Here is a 19,132-nt window from a genome sequence, read left to right as displayed (position 1 = left end):
GTTCATATAGTTTTTCTAGAAAAAGAAAGTAACTTTTAATGCATATGACCTGAAATCATAACTATAAAGGTCAGTCTGTACTTTTGAATCAGACATTTGTTGCCATCTGATAGAATTTATATTATTAGATGATGATTGGGGTGATAGGATGTCATAGATGAAAAGCTGAAACATTGAATTTTTCAAAGCTAATTTAAAGCCCATGTTCCATTTTACAATCATTCTTCTGTCTATATTAAGGTACGGATAGGTACTATTGTATTGATAGTATTTTGAGTAGTCTTGCAATACACCTGTTTCTCCCGGTGTATAGTTAATAAGGTCGCTTCTTCCTTTGAGACCCCAAAATAAGCGCCAGTCCGAGTGAACAGAAAACCATCTGTTGAAAGAAAAATCCATGTAAGCTTTTGATACATTGGATGCAAGATTAAGAAAATTCTTACCATCGACTGAAATACCATCTGATACGGGGTTGATAGTGAATTTAGTAGTGGAATCATTGCCTTGTGAATTTTTTAATACGACAGGATAATAATAGGTTTGCCCGTCAATAACTTTTGTGTTGTAGTCATTATCCTTAAATACCAGTTTATCCATTTGTTTTCCTTCTTTAAGCACATCTGTATTGACCAGCCTTGTTATGACGTGGTTGAGGCCTATAGAGAGTTTTCCGATGTTATATTGTAATTCTATTTCACCGTTTACAAAATGATATTTCCCAATGTTGATTACTCTGAAAGATGCCTGGTTCCATGCAAATAGGTCTTTGATGGTATTGTATGATAAAGAAGCATGCACTCTTAAATTCTTTTTTTCATAGAGACTTGATAGTTCCCATGAATAAGCTTTCTCTGGTTTCAGAGCTCTGAGTTCTTTATTGCTTACAGGTTCTATAGGAGTGGAGTTTTCATTCGGCTTTACAGTTGGCACTTCATAATGCGGTACCTGATACGGTACTCCCTGATCATCGAAGATATTTCTGTTGGGTTCGTAATTGTCGGCGCTTCCATTGTTTCCTGATGATTGATAGGTAAGTCTGATATTGCTGTTCTGATTAATGGTATAAACCATTCCAAGTCTTGAGTTGATGAACCCGCCTATGTTTATGGTACGTGTATGAATATCATATCTGATACCCATGTCCAGCATTATTTTAGGATCAGGAAAAAATACACCTTCAGAGAAAATCGCCTGATTGAAGTACATTACATTTGCAATAATAGGGTGGTTTGCTTTTTCTTGCTGAGAGTTTTTGCCGGCAAGATCTTTTCCGAAAATAAATAATCTACTATCGATACCAGTCGCTATTTGAAAAGATCTCCTATTTATGATGTATGTGCCTGTTAGATTAAATCTTCTTTCTCCGAACGTTTCAATTTCTTTAATTTCTTCGTTTGTAACATTGTTATATGCAGGGAGATTTTGTACAGTGATTTTGCTGGAGACCAGATCTACACCACAATTCAGCTTGATTGGATTTTTATTTAATTTGAAATCTCTGTTTATCTGTATGGTGATATTGCTTAGTTTATATTGCCGTCTGTTATTGCCATTCCCCTCTGTCTGCCCCCAGAAGCCAACCGGTCTCACGAGCTTGCCATCAACTATTCTTGGGCTAGCCGTGGAATCAGGCACTCCTGCTATTTCAGGCCAGGGGTCCATTACAAACATTCCAGCTGCATTGGTCACCTGATGTGTTACACGTGCATAGGCTCTCCAGTTTTTAATCTGATAATCTGTTGAGAAAATAAAGTTACCTGGAGTGTCCCAACTGCTACCAGTAGCTGGTATGCCGGTAGTCGGATGATCATCTCTTGTTTGTGGTGATGGCCAGGAAGGTCTTCCATAAATATGTGGAGTTTCCATGCCGCTTCCTTGAGACCATTTTATTCCACCATAAAGTTGTATCGTACCACCATTTTGTAGCCTTTCTGAAACCGTAAAGTTGTCGGTGGTTCCACCGGTTCTGAGGCTCCAGGTCTCTATATTTGCTTCCAGTAATTTTCTATCTTGTATATATCTTTTAGTTACAAGGTTGATAACGCCACCTATAGAGCCGGAACCATAAACAAGTCCGGAAGGACCTCTTAATACTTCAACTTTTTCGAGGTCTGATAAAAAACCAAGGTTAAGTTCTGAAAATGCCCCATCTCTGGATTCAGTATTCATTTTATGGCCATTGACCAGAAAAATAAATTTTGTATTCCTGTCTGCAGCTACTCCCCGCATTCCCCAAATGATACCATTCCATTTATTGTACATGTATTGAAAACCAGGTACATATATTTCTAGTAGTTCAGAAAGATGCCTTGCTCCTGAGTTTTGAATCTGATCTGCAGTAATAACTGAAATACTTACCGGAGAATGCCTGATATCAAGGTCCAGGAATGAACCTATTGATACTGTGGAGTCTATGAGCTCTTCAATTGAAATTACCTTCTTCTCAAAGCTTATATCCTGGGCTATCAGAGTATAGCTGGCCAGTAGAGACAAACTTAGAATAATACATTTTAATGGCATGGTAGTGACTATGCTGTTGGGAAATACTATATGAAGACGGTAATATAAAGATGTAAAAAAAATGTTATCTTGGATATGTTTCTTACTTCTTTCTTACAAATTATAAATATAAGCGAATAATATGAATAAGTCAGCTATAATAATAGATGATGAACTTACCAGTGTTGAAGCATTAAGAGGGTTGTTGAATAGGTATTGTCCTGATATTAACGTAGTTGATTTTGCTCATGGGGTAGTTTCCGGGCTTCAGGCTATTGAAAAAAATAATCCTGACCTGGTTTTTCTGGATGTAGAGATGAAAGATGGGGTTGGTTTCGATATACTTCAGCAACTGCCGGATGAGCCAACTTTTCAGGTAATTTTTGTAACCGCATTTGATCATTATGCTATAAAAGCTTTCCGTTTTTGCGCTTTGGACTACCTTTTAAAACCTGTTGATCCTGATTTGCTTGTTCAGGCTGTAGATAAGGCTGTTAAGGTATCTAACGAAGCAATGGCCAACAAAATTAAAATTCTTCAAAAGAACAAAAATGGAAATGAGAAAATTGTGCTTCCATCCAAAGATGAATTTTTTGTTGCAGAAGTAAATGAAATAATCAGGTGTGAAGCAAATGGGAATTATACAATTTTTTATCTTAAGAACCACCAGCCTCAGCTAGTATCTAAAACACTCAAAGAATTTGACGAATTACTGTCAGGCTCTAAGTTTCTCAGGATTCATAAATCTCATTTGATTAATCTTGAATTTGTGGAAAGATACCTTCCCAAAGATAGTCAGGTGATTATGAAAGATGGAGCCAGGGTAGAGGTTTCAAGACGGCGGAAAGATGTATTCTTAAAATACTTATTCAATAATTAATGAACTCCTATTTCTTCAATTGGTTTTGGGTGTTTTGCTTTGCTTTAACAGCTAATCTGGCATTGGCTCAAAATGTATTTGAAAAACAATTGCTTCTAGATGCTCAAAAGGATTTGCAGCTAAGGAAATTTGCTCAGGCTTTGGATAAAGCAAGGATAGTATATGATAACGCTATAGCTAAAGAAGATACTGTATTAAAAGGAGAAAGTAGTTTTATTATTGGAAAAGTATTTCAGAAAAACGGCAGTTACCTTGTAGCTTTGGAATACCTTTTTACTTCTCTGAAAATTTTTGATAAAAATGTTGGTAAGAAGTCAGAAGTTTTAAAGACACTGGGAGATCTATATCATGATTGGGGAGGTTATAAAAAAGGTCTTGAGTACTACAAGCTGGCGGATAGTACATCTATTGATGCCGAATTTAAAAAAGATATCAAAGAAGCTGAAGGAGATATTTATTCTCACCTCAACCAGGCTGATCTTGCATTAGTAGAATATGACAAAGCAATTGCTTTAAGTTCTTTCAAAGATGTTGTATTTCTTCAAAGGATTTACAAGAAAAAAAGTGACATATTTTTAAAACGTCATGACTATGATAACGCACTTTCAATGGAGTTTAAACAATTTGACCTTGTAACTAACAGTGTGGATCAGCATACTAAGGCTACTATTCTTAATAATATCGGATACCTTTATAATTTCAAATCCGATAATGAAAAGGCTTTGGTATATTTTAAAAAATCGAAGAATACAAGTATTGAAACCGGAGATACTGATTCCCTTTATATAACATTAATTAACATTGGTGCAATCTATAATATAAGAAAGGATCTGGATTCTTCATTGATGGCATTGAATGAAGCATTGAAAGTTGTGAGTCTGGATAGAAATAAAGAAAAAGAGGCTACAGTGCGTAACTATCTAGCAGCAACTTTGCTTGAGTTTAAAAAGTATAGTGAAGCTTCAGATAATAATCGTATAGCTATTGATCTGATTAAAAACAGTAATAATTTATCTCTTCTCGCCCAATGCTATTACATAAGATCCAAGATCATGGAACAGAAAGGGAAAACAAAAGAACAGAAGTATTATTATGATCAGTATAAAAAACTCAATGATAGTTTAAGCCTTATCTCTACTCTTTTTCAGAACAGGCAGGCGGAAGTGGACTCTCTGATAAGTACTAAAGAGTCAAAGATTCAGCAATTGTTGCTCAATAAGGAAATCGACAATCTTGTTTTAAAACAATATAAGCTATTATCAGAACAAAGAGAGAAGGATATTGTGCTGCTGGCTCAGCAAAATAGTCTTCAGAAAATGGCTCTTAATAATGAGATGCTCAATAAAGATAGGCTTAGCAGAATGTGGTTATTGACTCAGAAAGAGTTGGAGAATGAAAGAAAAGCGCATGAGATATCAGAGCTTCAGAAGAGCAGGTCAGAGCAGGATCTGCTCACGCAGAAGACAGCAGTAAAGCTCAATAAGCTTGCTAAAGAAAACCTGCAGAATGAGTTGGATATTGAAAAACAAAGAACAGAATTAAATAAATCGGCTCAAGAACGTTTATGGATTATCTTTGGCTTTTCAGGTGGCCTGGCCTTAATTTTTCTTGCATTCGGTTATTACAGTCAGAGAAAGAATGCGAGAGAAAGTCAATTGAAATTTGCTAATCTCGAAATACAACAACGTCTTCTGCGATCACAGATGAACCCTCATTTTCTTTTCAATTCTCTTAATTCTATCCAAGGGTTTATAAATTCAAATAATAGCGATAAGGCAAATAGATTTCTTGCATGTTATGCCAGATTGATGAGAAGTATTCTGGAGAATACATCAAAAGAAATGGTAAGTCTTCATAGCGAACTGGAAGCGTTAAAGAGCTATATCGAACTTGAGCAGATGCGACTGGGCAATTCTTTTACTTATCAGATTGAAGTGAAAGATATAGAATCTGATATGATTGCAATTCCTCCAATGCTCATCCAGCCTTATGTTGAAAATTCTATCATGCATGGCCTGAGGCATAAGGCCAGCGGAGGATTATTAAAAATTTCGATTTTCCCATCAGAAGGTTTTCTAAACTGTTATATCTATGACAATGGTATTGGCAGAGAGGCTTCTAAAGTAATTAATGAAAGCAGAAGTAAAGATTATAAGTCCGTGGCCATGAACCTCACCCGCGACAGATTGGAACTCCTTAATGCAAAGGATAATTCCAATATGGAGGTTGGTATAAGAGATGAATTTACCTTGGATGGAAATCCATCAGGTACTACAGTTATACTCAAACTTCAGCTGGTTGAATATGTATAATTTTATTTTTAATGAATTACTTTTTTGAGTCTTTCAAATTGATGTTTAAACACCTTTGTTTGTGTAAAAAGGTGATTTGTCGATATTTTTAGCCGGTAAAACGACCATTTGTAAACGCAATCTGACCGATCATCATTTAAAACTTACCGTTCAATAGTTATCTCTCCCTGAACTGAAATTTCTGACGATATTTGATAAACATCCTTCCTGAAGTCTTCTGATAATAATTTTTGAATGCATAAGTATACATGAATTCAGACTTATTGTAAAGGTTAAGGGTATGTGGAAGAATGTAACGAATAAGATGAAGCCTTGTCGCTGAAACTTTAAAAGACCTTGATAAAAAATATAATTTATGGATGCTTTCAACCTGATAAAAAATACAATTGATATACCTAAGGAAGATGAGGTTACATCAGTTGCAGATAGTCAAGGAGAAGTCTTGTACAGACTCGTAAAGGAAAATGGCCTAAAGAGAACTCTTGAAGTAGGTTTTGCTTATGGAAAGTCGGGGTCATACATCATGTCGGCATCACAAAGTCGCCACATAGCCATTGATCCTTATCAGGAAAGATTTCAAAATATCGGTGTTAAAAATATAGAAAAGCTGGGATTGGGACATAACCTTGAACTGCATCGTAACTTCTCCCATATAGTATTGCCCCAGTTGTTGAATGAACAAAGGACTTTTGATTTAATCTTTATTGATGGCGATCATAGATTTGATGGCATCTTTGTTGATTTTTTTTATGCAGATCGTTTGCTGGATATGGGAGGCTTCATAGTCTTTCATGACACCTGGATGAGAAGCACCTGTATGGTAGAAAGCTTTGTTAAAAAGAACAGGACAGACTTTAAATACATTAGAGTTGAAGATGAAAACTTAGGTGTATTTCAGAGGGTAGGATGGGATAACAGAGATTGGATTCACTTTAAAGAATTCTATACAATGAAGTCTTATAACAAATTTCAGGTGATGGCTGATCTCATTGGTCAAAAAGATGAGTAGTTTTTTATACTTTCTTTTCATTGATTCAGCAGAATCTCCAATTTCTTTCGTGGCAGGATTAATAATAGTGAATAGACTGTATCTGATAAAACAAAATAGAATGGCTATGGAAGGCCTCACGGAAAAAGGGCTTGAAATTGTCATGAAAAATAATTCAAATAATAAGAATAGGGAAGTGACCTCAATATCCAAGAAAGTTGGATGCTGTTCCCAAAACAATCTTTAGTTTAGTGTGAGGAAGTAGTGTTTGAGCTATCAGAGTGGAAGCACCTGAAATACCGCATATCATATTTTGAGTATCCACTCTGATCAAGCTCATTCCTAGAATTTTTAAATCGTTAATACCGCAAGTTTAAACTGTTCTTATATAATCAGAAAGGATTCAAGTCCTTCTCGATTATTTGTTCCATACAACATTAACATAATATATACTTAGAGTTTACTTTTATGTATACTCTGCATGGAAAAGGAACATTAATTTTCTTTGAATCCCTAATAATTGTATCTATGAAAATTTTATTTGTAACCTTGGAATTCGGTGAACATGTTTTGGGAGGAGTAGGGAGAGTGGTAAATGGTCTTACTTCTGAACTTCGGAAAACCTTGGATTTGGATGTCTTTCATCTTGGCTATAGCCCGAAATATTTATCGGTTTCTGCAAAGCATTACAGATGTAATGCTAATAATGCTTCTAAGCTTATTGCTACTTATCCTGCTCAATATGTGTCAAACTGTGTGAAATTAATAAAATCCGAAAAGTATGATCTGATACATGTTTTTAATTCACACTGGATTATTGATAAAATTATTTCACGGGTTGTTCAGGAATTGCCGGAACAGAAAATAGTATACAGTGTACACGGCATTGCTAAATTTGAAAAGGGTATAAGACTGAATCCAGTTTCTTCAATCAATTGCGAAGAAATGTTGCTGGAAAAGGCACAAACGATTCATGTCCTGAATTATTCATCTTACATTAATCTTAGCATAGCTTATGGAAATGTTTTTTATGATAAAGCTGTAAGCTTTATACCTAATGGTGTTCGTTTTGATGATTATGAAAAAGAAGATGCAGTATTTAAAAAGAAAATAAAAGCAAAGGTAAGAGGAGCTGAGCTTGTTGTGCTGTGCATGTCTAGATGGGCTCAGGGAAAGGGGATAGAATACTTTCTTGATGCCGCAAAGATACTGATGAAGAAAGGAAGAAATGTTAAGTTTATTCTAGCGGGAAGAAGGAATGTAAGCTGGGAATTGAAATGGGATAGTTATCTAAAAAAAATAGATGATAAAACTAAAAAACTTGGAAGTAATATAGTTGTGCTGGACTGGGTAAATGATGTTCAAAGAAATACATTGTTTAAAATTTGTAATGCCTTTGTAATGCCCAGTGAATTGGAGTATTTACCATATTCTGTCCTTGAGCCTGTTGCTGCAGGTATACCGCTCATTTCTTCTGATCTTCCCTGTGTGACAGAAATGTTTAAAGAGCAGGAGCATTGCTTGTTTTTTCAATCTCGAAATAGTGATGATCTTGCACTCAAAATTGAAGAATTAATGGAGCGCAAAGAGTCTGTGCAGATACATGCACAAAAAGCTGCTGAAAAGCTTCTGAAGGAATATGACTGGAATCTTATAGGAGAACAGTATATGGCTATGTATAAAAGGGCAGCAGAGGAATCAAAAGTGGAATTACTTCAGGTTATTTGATTTTCCAATTTTATTATCGCTGACAATAACCTTTGCCTTCATAAAATTCTAAAGTTTTTCTTTTAAGATAAAAATCATATTCGGCAATCAATTGCTCTAGTTGAGAAGTAACAAGCATATTCGCAGCATAATAATACTCTATATAATTTATGATACCTGATGAATAAGATTTTGAAGCATAATTATACTGGGCTTGAAATGCTTTTGTTTTTTTGTCCAAAGCCTTGAAGTTATTATGTGCTGTCACAAGATCAAGGTAAGCTGCCTGAATTTTTTGTTCTACTTCTAAGTTAACTTTGTCGAGTTCTTTTTTTTGTATATCAATATCTATTTTAGATAGTGATAATGCATTAACCTTTAAAAATTTGCTGAATATAGGTACTGCAAGATTGAATGAAACATATTCAGTAAGGTTTTGCTTGAATTGCTTCTTCTGCTCAAGTTGAACAAGATTTGAGCTTCTTGTGATAACTCCCCCTGATACTGAGAAGTTAAATAGTCGAAGAGAGTTAGTTGCCTGGCTTCTATATTGAAGAGCATTCAGTCTGTATTGTGCACTTTTTATTTCAGGTAAAAAGATGCATGCTTTTTCTTTAATTTCCTCGTATGGTTCAATTTGCAAGGAATCTGGTATTGAGTTTTTATCTTCATTTGCCAGATCAAGATTGCCATCAGTATAAGCCAGAAGCTGCTTTAAAGCAAGCTGGCTACGTTGCATGTTGCTGTTAGCAATAGTTATTGCTGCATCTCTTTGTGCTACTTCAGATTCAATTTCCTGATGATTAATTTTTGAGAGTACACCTTTGTCAACCATACCCTTTATCAATTCATATTGAATTCGGGATTGATCTTTTTGGGTATTGGTTATTTTTATCTGTTCCTGTGCAAACAAGACCTGATAAAATGCTCCAATGATGGAGAGCGTTATATCATTACTTACTTTTTTATTGTCAGAGATTGTGGCATTCAACAGATCTCTGTTTTGTTTTAATGTGTAATAATTATAACCTCCGTTAAAAAGCGTTAGCTCTCCTTCAACAGATCCTGTATATATTTCACTGCTTTGGGTTGTAAGTAAATTGGTCGCGGGATCAACAAATAATCCCCAGTTATATATATTTCTACCTTTTCCTACTATTTCTGGGAGATAGTTGTTTTTGGCAGATTTTAAGTTGATAGCAGCTTTATCGCTCTGAAGATTCGTTTGCTGTATTGTAAAGTTGTGTTTTAAAGCATATTCAATACATTGATCTAATGTCCATGTCTGGTTTCTATCTTGAGCATTGGTAGGCAATACGGATATGAAATATAAAAGACATATATAAATATATAATTGTATCCGAACGTTTTTTCTCCTATTCATCTGCTATTCCTCGTCGAAAAATAAATTGGCATGTTTAACTTCGTCTACAGCCTTAATTTCTTTTATGAAATTTTGTCCGCTGTTTTCATCTTTTAACTTAATGTAATAGGAAACTTCAAGCATGTTAGAACGATCTTCTCCCAATCCTTTTACATTTACAACCTTATGTTTTCTGCAATATTTTGAAATGATTTTATTTAACTCCTTACCATCGCTTTCTTGTCCGACTGTTATAAGTTGTAATAAGAAATCTTTTTTTCTTGGAGCAGATAAGTTGAATTTTACAATAAGGAAATAAATGGATCCGATTACCATCGTTCCTATAATAGCTACAGAGACAAAATCTACTCCACACGCAAGTCCTATTGCCAGCGAGAAAAATATAAACATGATATCTATAGTGTCTTTGATAGCTGTTCTGAAACGAATTATAGACATAGCGCCTACGAGACCAAAAGCTGCTGCAAGGTTATTGCCGATAACCATAATTACAATAGTTGTAATCATGGTAAGTAATATAATGGAGTTGACAAATGTTGATGAATAACTATAACCCTTATAGGTTATCCTGTAAAATAATGAGATCATTATGCCACAAAACAGCGCAACTAATAATCTCCCTATTACATCTTTTATCGTTAAAGCATAGAAAAAAATATCCTGTAATTCTTCATTCATAATTTTTATAATCTATAAAATGGATTTCTTGATAGTGATATTGGCGAAAACCTCATCCTGCCATATGTTGTATGATGAATGTCCAGACCTGAAGAATATTTTGATATTGCTTCAAGTTGCAGAGAAAACTCTTCTACAATAGATCTGGCCCATGTAGGCATAATATTATAATACTTTATTTCAAGCACGAAGAAGCCTGGAGTGATCAGCTTAAGTCTTTCTTCTGAATATAATTCGTCTATGGTTGGATAAATTGAAGTTCGTACGTTTTTATCAAAAGTAATTCTAACCTCATCGTCAAACTTCCCATGAAAGGCCTCTCTGTCATATACCACAAGGTTTACTGGTTTTAATGATTTAGAGTAATAATAAAATAGAAATTTATCCGCGTCTTTCAAAGCTTTAGGAAGCTTCGGTCCATTTATATAATCTCTTGTATTGCCGGTGGTCAGAAGAGATTTAAGATCACTGAATTTGAGGGTTGCTCTATGCTTTCCTATTCTGTTGCTAAGCTTTCTTTTTATTTCAAGAAAAACAATGCTGTCTTCTTTTTGATTGTCATAGCCTCTTATTCTGAACTTATTTCTGAATTCAAGTCCTTCTTTTTTTTCATAATAATATTCCATGAATGGAGTATCATAATAAATACTTCGAACTGTATATTGGCTAAGCCCGGATTCTCCTACCTTAGTATGAACATCCGGATTAACAAATGGCATTAACCTTGCCCTTAATTCATCTAACCGATCATTAGGGACAAAGTACTTCCTTTCATAACGGAGCATCATCTGTAGAACAAGCTTTGGAATAATAGTTTAGAATATTCAATTATTGTGTGTTCGCCACATTCTATGTTGGTCTGGGCAAATATCCCAGGGTATACTCCCGGACATTTTTTGTCAATTTTTGCGGTAACATAGATAGCTTGTTTACCACCTATGATTTGTATTGCATTATCTATATGACAGATTGTGGCTTCCATTTCACAGTCCGTATTAAATAAATTGAGTTTACATTTTTGACCTTTGGATAGATTTTTAAACTCTTTGATTTTTATTGGAGTAACTATAATATAGGAGGATGTATCGACAATATTTGCAAGAACCTCTACCGTTGATTGTCCTCCTTTCTTTCTTTGGATGAGACCGGAGAATGGAGCTTTAATATGTAAGGCGTCTTTTCTTGATTCAAGACTTGCGATCTGTCCCGAAAGATTTTCAATCTTTTCTATGATGAACTTTATCTGTTCAGGCTTCTCTCCAGTGGATAAAGTTTTTATCTGAGCTTCAGCGAGTGCCAGATTAATTTTACTTAATTCATAGTCATTCTTCGCAATGTCGTACTGCTGGGGAGAAATCAGTGAATCTTTGTATAGATCAGTTTGTCTTGATATGAGTTTGTCCTGAATGGAATATCTCTCTTTAGCTAAAGTTAAATTTGTTTCTGCTTCTTTGATAGTCTGGATTTTCTGACCAGTAGAATACACTTTTAATAAAGCTTTTTCTACTTCTCTTTCTCCTTTTAGCTGATTGATCTGACGCATTAATTCTGTTGAGTTGAGAACACCTATGGTTTCTCCTCTTTCAACAAATTGCTTGTCGTTGATTTCCGGATTAATGTAAAAATCAAATACATCTCCTCTCTGAAACTCTTTTCCTGCATAGGAACTGATGAGGCCTAGCTGATTGTTTTTAATTGTTTCTGTTATCCTTCCATCGTATGTCCTGCCTAATATCCACTCATGTGTAGGAAATACTTTACCTGTAGAATATACTATATATGTAAATTTTATAGGACAATAAATAACTCCGATGAGGAGTGTTATACCAATCCCAAAATATAAAAACTTCTTTTTCATTGACGGTACTAATATGTAAAAGAATAAATGGTTAAATCACCATTATATTTAAATTTGACGTAAAGACTTTATTTTGTAACAGAACGCTGCTTCATGATCTTATTTTATCATTTTTTTATTCTCTTAATTGATTATAATAAGGTATGATGTTAAGGTGGTTACTATAAAATGTTTCTGAAGCTCATTGGTGATAAGTACTTCCAATGGGAAGCATGCCTCATAATTTTTTTTTCTGTTATATAATTATTTATAAGAACTTATTAGGCAATAAATAACCTCTAGAAAATGGCTTGATAATTTTTTTGATTGGAACTGCTTATTTATTGAATTTTACTTATGTCCAATAAATATACGTTGGCAGGCACACCATTATTTTTTTCGTTTGAGATAAAGACATTTTTGTCGTTATAGAATGTTACCCCTTCTGCTTGTCCGATCTCATCTAATTCTCCTATTTGTAATAAGGTTTTGGTTCCAGTGAAGAAATCAGTGCCTTTATAATCTTTTAACAACCAGCAGAAGACTTGCTCTGTGTCTTTATTATGGCCAATCAGAACTACTTTAGTTCCATCTGGATTAATGTCGGCATCCGTTATTTTTCCCTGTACATCAAATATTCCTTTTAAGCGGGCTGCATGATTTCCAGGAGTCGCAGGAATCTCGTATAAACTAGTCTTTGTATTTGTATTATTTTTGGTAAAAAGATAAATGTATCCGTTTTTGTAAAATATCGCTTCAGCATCAAAATCTGTAGAAGTATTACTCCTAAAATCTTTTTGCTCAGGATAGTGAAATTTAATTTCTTCAGCTGTAGATGTATTTTCTATAGTAATAGGTGAAGGAATCGGAACTTTATAAATAACAAGATCTTTTCTGTTGCCTTTATTGTTTCCTATGTCTCCAATAAAAAAATCCGTATCACTTGAAGTAATCGCTTCAAAGTTGATACTGCTGATACCAGGCACTTTGATAGTCTCTTTTGGTTCTCCTGTGACAAGGTTTATACTATAGATCATGTCTTCTCCAGCAGGGTCAATTATTGTCCATAATCTTTTATCAACATATTTAAGTCCAGACAATTCCTCAAAATCTTTTTTTAACTTTCTTACAGTTGAAATATTACCTGCTGTAGATGGATAAGAGCAACTACCGTCATCTATCTTTGCCTCTGTATCAAAGCTTGTAGAGTGGGGGTCTGTACATCCTTTTTTCGAATTGCAATTGGTGAGAAGTAAGAATATTACTAGCGTATAAAGAGAAGTAATGCGGTAATTCATAATTATTTTTTTTATCTCTATAAATAGTGAAATAATAAAAATGTAATAAATCTTAGGTGATTTATAATTATTTTTTAAATATAGCTTATTTTTTTAAATTGAAGCTTCATTTTAATAACAAATATTTGTCATAAGCTTAACTTAAACTTAACAATCAATACAGGTAATTTGTATTAAGGATTTAATTTCCCTATTTAAAATATGGCTTATCGTCTGACTAATAATCTGAAAAATATTCTTGTGATTTTGTTGCTTTCTATTTCATTTATAGAGAGTGCTATTGGGCAGAATGATTCAGCTGCCTCTTTTAATAAAGGACAGAGAGGGCATATAAAGTTTGGATTTAATTATCATCTTCAATTGAAGCATATTGATGTAGCTCCTGTGATTTTTTATAGCCTAAATAACAGGGTTGACGCAGGAGTTGGCCTTAACTATCTTTATTACTTCAGAAATGATGATTCTGAAAATAACAGTGCATTTGGAACCAATATCTTTACAAGAGTTTATTTCTTGAAAAATTTCTTTCTGCATTTGGAGTATCTTTATTGTAATGTCCCATATAGGAATGATCTTAACTTTGAATACCGTAGAGTTTATATTACAAACTTCTTCTCGGGCTTAGGGTATAAGCAGCCGATAACATCAAAAGTTGACAGTTATTTGTTAGGTCTTGTAGACCTGACACATCGTGATGAATCTCCATATAAAAATTTAATAGTAATAAAGTTAGGTATATCATTTTAATGTGATAATAGCCATTAATGTATTAATATGAAGAAGATAGTAATATTTAAAATTTATTGTTTGTTGTTTGCAGTAAATGCATTCGCTCAGTCTGATCTTGTAATAACAGAAATACTCTATAATCAACCTGGTAATGATACTCTGGAGTTTATTGAATTATATAATAAGGGCAATCAATCATTGAATTTGTCAGGTTATAAAGTAACCAGCGGATTTAATTATGTGTTTCCTGACTATACACTTAAACCAGGTAATTATGTTGTTGTAGCAAGGTATGCAGTTTTTTTTGAACAGACATTTGGTTTAGCTCCTCTTCAGTGGGATAGTGGTGGCTTAAGTAATAGTGGCGAAAAGATCGTTATCAAGACTCCTGCTGGCATCATTGCAGATTCTGTTGAATATGATAATAAGGAGCCTTGGGACGACAGGGCAGATGGAGAGGGTTCTTCACTGGTATTATGCAATGTTAATTCCAATAATGCTTTTGGATATTACTGGGCTGCTTCAAATGATATAGGAGGGATCTTTGATGATGGCTCTCTTATTTACGCTTCTCCAGGTGATGGAAATTCTATATGTAATGAACCAGGGGATACTTATCCTCCTGTTGTAAATAGAATATACGCGCCTCAGAATAATACGATCAAAGTAGTTTTTAATGAGCCTTTGAATGCTTCTTCTGCACAGGTATTGTCTAATTATTCAGGATTAAATATTACATCCGCAACTCTTTCGGGCTCTGGAGATACAGTAATACTTGGACTATCTGCACCATTGGAAATTGGAAATTTGAATTCAATTAATATCAGTAATATTTCTGATGAGATAGGGAATAAATTTATATCTCAATCCTTTAGTTTTGTTTTTAATAATACTAAGGCTCCGCTGGTTATTTCTGAAATTATGTATAATAACCCTGGTACAGACACTCTGGAGTTTATAGAACTTTATAATAATGGTCCTGAAGCTATAAATATTGGTGGTTATTACTTTTCGGATGGAATTGATTTTGTATTTCCTTCTGTAGTGATAGGACCTCACCAATATATTGTGATTTGTGCAAATCAAACTTACTTCAATTCTTTTTTTAATTTATCTAATACTTATCAGTGGACAACAGGAAGTCTTAATAATAGTGGTGAAAAAATTATATTAAGAAACTCTGCAGATATGGTTGTTGATCAGGTGGAATATTCATTTAGCTTTCCTTGGCCTGTGCAGGCAGATGGAACCGGTCCTTCTTTAAAATTCTGTGACGCAGATAAAGATAATAACATGGGAGCTAATTGGTCTTATTCGGATGTTTATGTTAGAGATTATTTAGAGCTTCCTGTATATGCAACACCAGGAACAGCTGAAGAAGGCTGTGTTTTATCTTTGTTTAATCAAAAGCCATCTCAACAGAAAATTAGAGTTTATCCGAATCCCTCAGCTGGGGTTTTTAAGCTTGATTTAGAATCTGAAACGAGAATATCAATGGAGGTGTTAAATACCTTAGGACAAGTAATTTATTGGAAGGAAAATGTTTCTGCTAATGAAGAAATAAATATATCAGGTCAGAAGAAAGGTATATACTATGTACGTTTGATACATTTGGACAAGGACTTAATTTCTTCTGCCAAGGTTGTTGTAGAATAAAATTTTATATCAGGAAAAATGAAATCGGATAGATTATTACTCTATCCGATTTTTTTATTTAATAGGCCTTGCACTTATTTTTAGTTGTATTGAATTTTTTAATCAGAGTTTAATATTGATTGTTGAGTCTATCCATATTAATTCCTTTAATTAGATATATTAAAAATTAAATTTCTTCAGGGAGGAAAGACTCAAACGGTTCTTACTGATTATACACTTGGTTGAGATTTTTTTATATATAACTTATCTCTTAGGCTTGTCATAGGTCTTTCAAAGAAATGATATAAAAGCAATGAAAGAGTAATAGTATAAATCCAGTACAATGCTACATCTATATATGTTATATACGAGCTCAATCCGAACTTTATCAACCACTCATTAGAATAGGGGATAACTCTGAATCTTACAATAGACAAATTGACCATGTAAAGAGAGTAGGAGATAATGCTGGTGTAAGTCAGAAGTCTGAATAATAACCCTTTGCCGGTCTTTAATTCTGATAAAAATGGTAATAAGGCAAGAGTAGCCAGTGAGCCCATTGTAAACGATATAATGTTGGAGTACCAACCGAATGATATGATGTTATTTGTGATGAATAAAAAGTATATCCTGTCCCCAAGAAGGAAAAGAATCCCTGATATCAGCAAGATTATTTTATATTTAACCCACATTGAATGGTAATAGGTACTGATAAATGCTCCCAGTACACCAAATACTATATTGTCAAGCCTTGTAAAAACAACTTTTCTAAACTCCACATCCCAGTCTTTGAACATTTGAATATCCAAGTAGCTTTCTTTGTATACTCTTACTAAGACAGCCCCTATAATGAATACTCCAATTGATGCAAGCAAACTAATTTTGTGTCTTGACGGAAAGGCTTTATTAAGAAGATATAAAGTAATAGGAAATAAAATGTAAAACCACTCTTCAACTGCAAGGCTCCATGATTCAAGAAAAAAGCGTTGTTGAGGGTAAAAAAGATTCTGGCAAAAGAAAAAGAAGGATGCGTATGTTCCTTTGAATTCAGGAATAAGTATGTTGAATCCGACAAGAATAATTAAAACGAGATAATAATTCGGTAAAGTTCTGAACCACCTTCTGACCCAGAAAGCATACAGGTCTTTCATTGAAAGGCCTGTATGTAATGTTTTGATTAGTATCTGACCTATCAGAAATCCACTTAATACAAAAAACAACTTGACTCCGTCAAGATGCGGTGCTTTTATTGAAAAAGCCTCATAAAGGAAATCATTGCCATGTTCTTCCAATACAAATATGATGGCTATTGCCCTGAGAATATCAAGTCCATAGACTCTTGATGTATCACTTTTATTTGTAAGGGAAATAAGCATCAGTCTTCAGGATAAGGAATAAAAACAAAATTTGTAAATTCCTCATCTATTACAAACAAGCAACAATATTCATCGGGATTTTTATATGCAGCTTCAAATTCAGGAAGCATGTCTTCTGAGACAAGTGTTCTTTGGATAAATTCATCAAGAAATGAAATGTAGTAATTCCATTCCAAAGCCAACTCTTTTCTGCCAATAAGTAATTTACCAATAGCGATATCCGTCTTTGAAATTGGAAAGATGGGATATTTGGAAATGTTTCTGACTCTTACCTGATAAGAAGCTTCTTTAATAGTGTCTGCTACAAGTACAAAGTCTCTTGAAATTGTACCTAAATATCTACCGCTTAGTTCCGGATCGTTATTCATGATGATCAGTTAATTTTTTCCAATAATGCAACATTCTCCACATGATGGGTTTGAGGAAACATATCCACAGGCCTTACCTTTTTCACTGCATATTTTTCATTTAGTAAAGCAAGGTCTCTCGCTTGTGTAGCTGGGTTGCAGCTAACATAGACAATTCTTTGCGGAGCCAATTCAAGCATTTTCTGGACCACATGTTCATGCATACCTGCCCTTGGAGGATCTGTGATGATAACATCCGGAGCCCCTTCTTTTTCAAGGAAAGACGCAGTAAGAATATCTTTCACGTCACCTGCATAAAATGAAGTATTGGAAATATTATTGATTGAAGAATTTATCTTTGCATCTTCTATTGCCATTGGCACATATTCAATACCAGTTACCTTTTTTGCTCTGCCAGCGACAAAATTCGCTATAGTACCTGTACCTGTATATAAGTCATATACATTTTCCTTTCCTGTAAGTCCAGCAAAGTCTCTGGTTACTTTATATAGCTCATATGCCTGAATCGAATTGGTCTGATAAAAGGATTTAGGACTTATCCTGAAATTCAGATTTTCCATTTGTTCGGTAATATATGGCTTGCCATGGAACAGGTGAATATCAAGATCATGGAAAGTGTCATTGGACTTCTGATTTACCACATATTGCAAGCTGGTTATTTCAGGGAATTGAAGTTTTAGATGTTCAAGAAGTGATTCTACTTTATTCGTAAATTCCTTCACCTGAAGGATAACCATAAGTTCTCCCAGACTAGAATTTCGGATAATCAGATTTCTCAGTACTCCGAAATGTTCCCTCAAATTGTAAAAAGGGATCTCATGTTCTACTGCAAATTTCCTGACTTCAAGTCTGATAGCATTTGAAGGGTCCTGCTGAAGATGACACTTTTTTATATCCAGAACTTTATCGAATCTTTCAGGCACGTGAAAACCAAGCCCATTCATGTCACTAAGGGTGTCTTCAGTTGAAATTTCCTCATTGGTAAGCCACCTTTTATCGGAAAAGGAAAATTCAAGTTTGTTTCTGTAATTATAAATTGATTTTGCCTGCACAATAGGCAGATATTCTTCAACGTTTATTTTACCTATTCTTTCAAGATTATCTTTTACTTGTTTTTCTTTATAAAGAGCTTGATTTTCATAGGTGATATGTTGCCATTTACATCCTCCGCACGTACCGAAATGCTCACAAACCGGAGTGGTTCGGGAAGAAGAAAATTCGTAGATATGTTCCGCCTTAGCGAATGCAAATCTTTTTTTTGTTTTATAAATTCTCAGATCGGCTACATCGCCAGGTGCCAGAAACTCGGTGAAAATCACCTTGTCATTTACTCGTGCCACGCATTTTCCCTCGGCTGCCATTTCGCCAATTGTTACTTTTTCAAAGCGAAATTGTTTATCTTTTTTACTCATGGTATCCAAAATTAAACAATAATGAATTA

The 19,132-nt window shown here is 34.2% G+C and carries 16 protein-coding genes; 6 read left to right on the top strand and 10 right to left on the bottom strand.

From position 1 onward, the window contains the following. Positions 1 to 15: 15 nt before the first annotated feature. The gene (locus K350_RS0111995) at positions 16 to 2,520 is read right to left on the bottom strand and encodes a TonB-dependent receptor plug domain-containing protein (protein ID WP_028980123.1); all 2,505 of its coding nucleotides are present in this window, start codon (positions 2,518 to 2,520) and stop codon (positions 16 to 18) included. Between the two features lie 121 nt (positions 2,521 to 2,641). On the opposite strand from K350_RS0111995, the gene K350_RS0111990 reads away from it, so the two are divergent. The 3 genes from K350_RS0111990 to K350_RS31105 all read left to right on the top strand — a co-directional run bounded on the left by K350_RS0111990 (position 2,642) and on the right by K350_RS31105 (position 6,700). Continuing rightward, complete coding sequence (locus K350_RS0111990) at positions 2,642 to 3,379, top strand: LytR/AlgR family response regulator transcription factor (RefSeq protein WP_028980122.1); 738 nt, start codon at positions 2,642 to 2,644, stop codon at positions 3,377 to 3,379. After that, entirely contained in the window at positions 3,379 to 5,691 is a 2,313-nt protein-coding gene (locus tag K350_RS0111985) for a histidine kinase (RefSeq protein ID WP_028980121.1), read from the top strand. The genes K350_RS0111990 and K350_RS0111985 overlap by 1 nt, the downstream gene beginning before the upstream one ends. 355 nt (positions 5,692 to 6,046) lie before the next feature. After that, positions 6,047 to 6,700 carry a class I SAM-dependent methyltransferase gene (locus K350_RS31105; RefSeq protein WP_028980120.1) on the top strand — a complete coding sequence of 218 codons (654 nt, stop codon included), beginning with the start codon at positions 6,047 to 6,049 and terminating at the stop codon, positions 6,698 to 6,700. Positions 6,701 to 6,881: 181 nt separating this feature from the next. Here the strand turns inward: K350_RS31105 and K350_RS32345 are convergent, their stop codons facing one another. Continuing rightward, entirely contained in the window at positions 6,882 to 7,019 is a 138-nt protein-coding gene (locus K350_RS32345; RefSeq protein ID WP_156027014.1) for a hypothetical protein, read from the bottom strand. 188 nt (positions 7,020 to 7,207) lie between these two features. Here K350_RS32345 and K350_RS0111970 point away from each other — a divergent pair, with 188 nt between their 5' ends. Beyond that, on the top strand, positions 7,208 to 8,407 hold the full coding sequence (locus tag K350_RS0111970; RefSeq protein WP_162144163.1) for a glycosyltransferase family 4 protein: 1,200 nt from the start codon (positions 7,208 to 7,210) through the stop codon (positions 8,405 to 8,407). 13 nt (positions 8,408 to 8,420) lie between these two features. On the opposite strand, the gene K350_RS0111965 is transcribed toward K350_RS0111970, so the two are convergent. From K350_RS0111965 to K350_RS0111945, 5 genes are all read right to left on the bottom strand, one after another. Beyond that, a complete protein-coding gene (locus K350_RS0111965; protein ID WP_081670979.1) occupies positions 8,421 to 9,770 on the bottom strand; it encodes a TolC family protein in 1,350 nt (449 codons plus the stop codon). 3 nt (positions 9,771 to 9,773) lie between these two features. Then, entirely contained in the window at positions 9,774 to 10,448 is a 675-nt protein-coding gene (locus K350_RS0111960; RefSeq protein WP_028980116.1) for a DUF4956 domain-containing protein, read from the bottom strand. 5 nt (positions 10,449 to 10,453) lie between these two features. Beyond that, positions 10,454 to 11,236: a polyphosphate polymerase domain-containing protein gene (locus K350_RS0111955; RefSeq protein ID WP_028980115.1), complete on the bottom strand. Its 783-nt coding sequence runs from the start codon at positions 11,234 to 11,236 to the stop codon at positions 10,454 to 10,456. After that, entirely contained in the window at positions 11,233 to 12,306 is a 1,074-nt protein-coding gene (locus K350_RS0111950; RefSeq protein WP_028980114.1) for an HlyD family secretion protein, read from the bottom strand. Before K350_RS0111950 ends, K350_RS0111955 begins: the two co-directional genes overlap by 4 nt. Before the next feature lie 320 nt (positions 12,307 to 12,626). Next, positions 12,627 to 13,583 carry a hypothetical protein gene (locus K350_RS0111945; RefSeq protein WP_028980113.1) on the bottom strand — a complete coding sequence of 319 codons (957 nt, stop codon included), beginning with the start codon at positions 13,581 to 13,583 and terminating at the stop codon, positions 12,627 to 12,629. Positions 13,584 to 13,784: 201 nt separating this feature from the next. On the opposite strand from K350_RS0111945, the gene K350_RS0111940 reads away from it, so the two are divergent. Together K350_RS0111940 and K350_RS0111935 are read left to right on the top strand one after the other, a co-directional pair. Beyond that, entirely contained in the window at positions 13,785 to 14,330 is a 546-nt protein-coding gene (locus tag K350_RS0111940) for a hypothetical protein (protein ID WP_028980112.1), read from the top strand. Positions 14,331 to 14,357: 27 nt separating this feature from the next. Continuing rightward, on the top strand, positions 14,358 to 15,968 hold the full coding sequence (locus tag K350_RS0111935; RefSeq protein ID WP_028980111.1) for a lamin tail domain-containing protein: 1,611 nt from the start codon (positions 14,358 to 14,360) through the stop codon (positions 15,966 to 15,968). A 209-nt stretch (positions 15,969 to 16,177) separates the two neighbouring features. Here the strand turns inward: K350_RS0111935 and K350_RS0111930 are convergent, their stop codons facing one another. The 3 genes from K350_RS0111930 to rlmD are packed head-to-tail and all read right to left on the bottom strand — an operon-like array spanning position 16,178 to position 19,103. After that, a complete protein-coding gene (locus tag K350_RS0111930; protein ID WP_028980110.1) occupies positions 16,178 to 17,323 on the bottom strand; it encodes an acyltransferase family protein in 1,146 nt (381 codons plus the stop codon). Next, positions 17,323 to 17,691 (bottom strand): hypothetical protein, encoded by a 369-nt coding sequence (locus tag K350_RS0111925; protein WP_028980109.1) that lies wholly within the window; start codon positions 17,689 to 17,691, stop codon positions 17,323 to 17,325. Before K350_RS0111925 ends, K350_RS0111930 begins: the two co-directional genes overlap by 1 nt. Before the next feature lie 5 nt (positions 17,692 to 17,696). After that, on the bottom strand, positions 17,697 to 19,103 hold the full coding sequence (gene rlmD / locus K350_RS0111920) for a 23S rRNA (uracil(1939)-C(5))-methyltransferase RlmD (protein ID WP_028980108.1): 1,407 nt from the start codon (positions 19,101 to 19,103) through the stop codon (positions 17,697 to 17,699). Positions 19,104 to 19,132 lie beyond the last annotated feature (29 nt).

This window comes from Sporocytophaga myxococcoides DSM 11118, from assembly GCF_000426725.1.
GTDB classification, from domain to species: Bacteria; Bacteroidota; Bacteroidia; order Cytophagales; family Cytophagaceae; genus Sporocytophaga; species Sporocytophaga myxococcoides.
The sequence above is the reverse complement of the archived record's forward strand: the minus strand, read 5'-3'. Positions and strand labels throughout refer to the sequence as shown.

Excerpts from the sequence above, each read along its gene's own strand:
- K350_RS0111995 (WP_028980123.1), bottom strand. The coding sequence starts at position 2,520 with ATGCCATTAAAATGTATTATTCTAAGTTTGTCTCTACTGGCCAGCTAT.
- K350_RS0111990 (WP_028980122.1), top strand. The coding sequence starts at position 2,642 with ATGAATAAGTCAGCTATAATAATAGATGATGAACTTACCAGTGTTGAA.
- K350_RS0111985 (WP_028980121.1), top strand. The coding sequence starts at position 3,379 with ATGAACTCCTATTTCTTCAATTGGTTTTGGGTGTTTTGCTTTGCTTTA.
- K350_RS31105 (WP_028980120.1), top strand. The coding sequence starts at position 6,047 with ATGGATGCTTTCAACCTGATAAAAAATACAATTGATATACCTAAGGAA.
- K350_RS32345 (WP_156027014.1), bottom strand. The coding sequence starts at position 7,019 with ATGAGCTTGATCAGAGTGGATACTCAAAATATGATATGCGGTATTTCA.
- K350_RS0111970 (WP_162144163.1), top strand. The coding sequence starts at position 7,208 with ATGAAAATTTTATTTGTAACCTTGGAATTCGGTGAACATGTTTTGGGA.
- K350_RS0111965 (WP_081670979.1), bottom strand. The coding sequence starts at position 9,770 with ATGAATAGGAGAAAAAACGTTCGGATACAATTATATATTTATATATGT.
- K350_RS0111960 (WP_028980116.1), bottom strand. The coding sequence starts at position 10,448 with ATGAATGAAGAATTACAGGATATTTTTTTCTATGCTTTAACGATAAAA.
- K350_RS0111955 (WP_028980115.1), bottom strand. The coding sequence starts at position 11,236 with ATGATGCTCCGTTATGAAAGGAAGTACTTTGTCCCTAATGATCGGTTA.
- K350_RS0111950 (WP_028980114.1), bottom strand. The coding sequence starts at position 12,306 with ATGAAAAAGAAGTTTTTATATTTTGGGATTGGTATAACACTCCTCATC.
- K350_RS0111945 (WP_028980113.1), bottom strand. The coding sequence starts at position 13,583 with ATGAATTACCGCATTACTTCTCTTTATACGCTAGTAATATTCTTACTT.
- K350_RS0111940 (WP_028980112.1), top strand. The coding sequence starts at position 13,785 with ATGGCTTATCGTCTGACTAATAATCTGAAAAATATTCTTGTGATTTTG.
- K350_RS0111935 (WP_028980111.1), top strand. The coding sequence starts at position 14,358 with ATGAAGAAGATAGTAATATTTAAAATTTATTGTTTGTTGTTTGCAGTA.
- K350_RS0111930 (WP_028980110.1), bottom strand. The coding sequence starts at position 17,323 with ATGCTTATTTCCCTTACAAATAAAAGTGATACATCAAGAGTCTATGGA.
- K350_RS0111925 (WP_028980109.1), bottom strand. The coding sequence starts at position 17,691 with ATGAATAACGATCCGGAACTAAGCGGTAGATATTTAGGTACAATTTCA.
- rlmD (WP_028980108.1), bottom strand. The coding sequence starts at position 19,103 with ATGAGTAAAAAAGATAAACAATTTCGCTTTGAAAAAGTAACAATTGGC.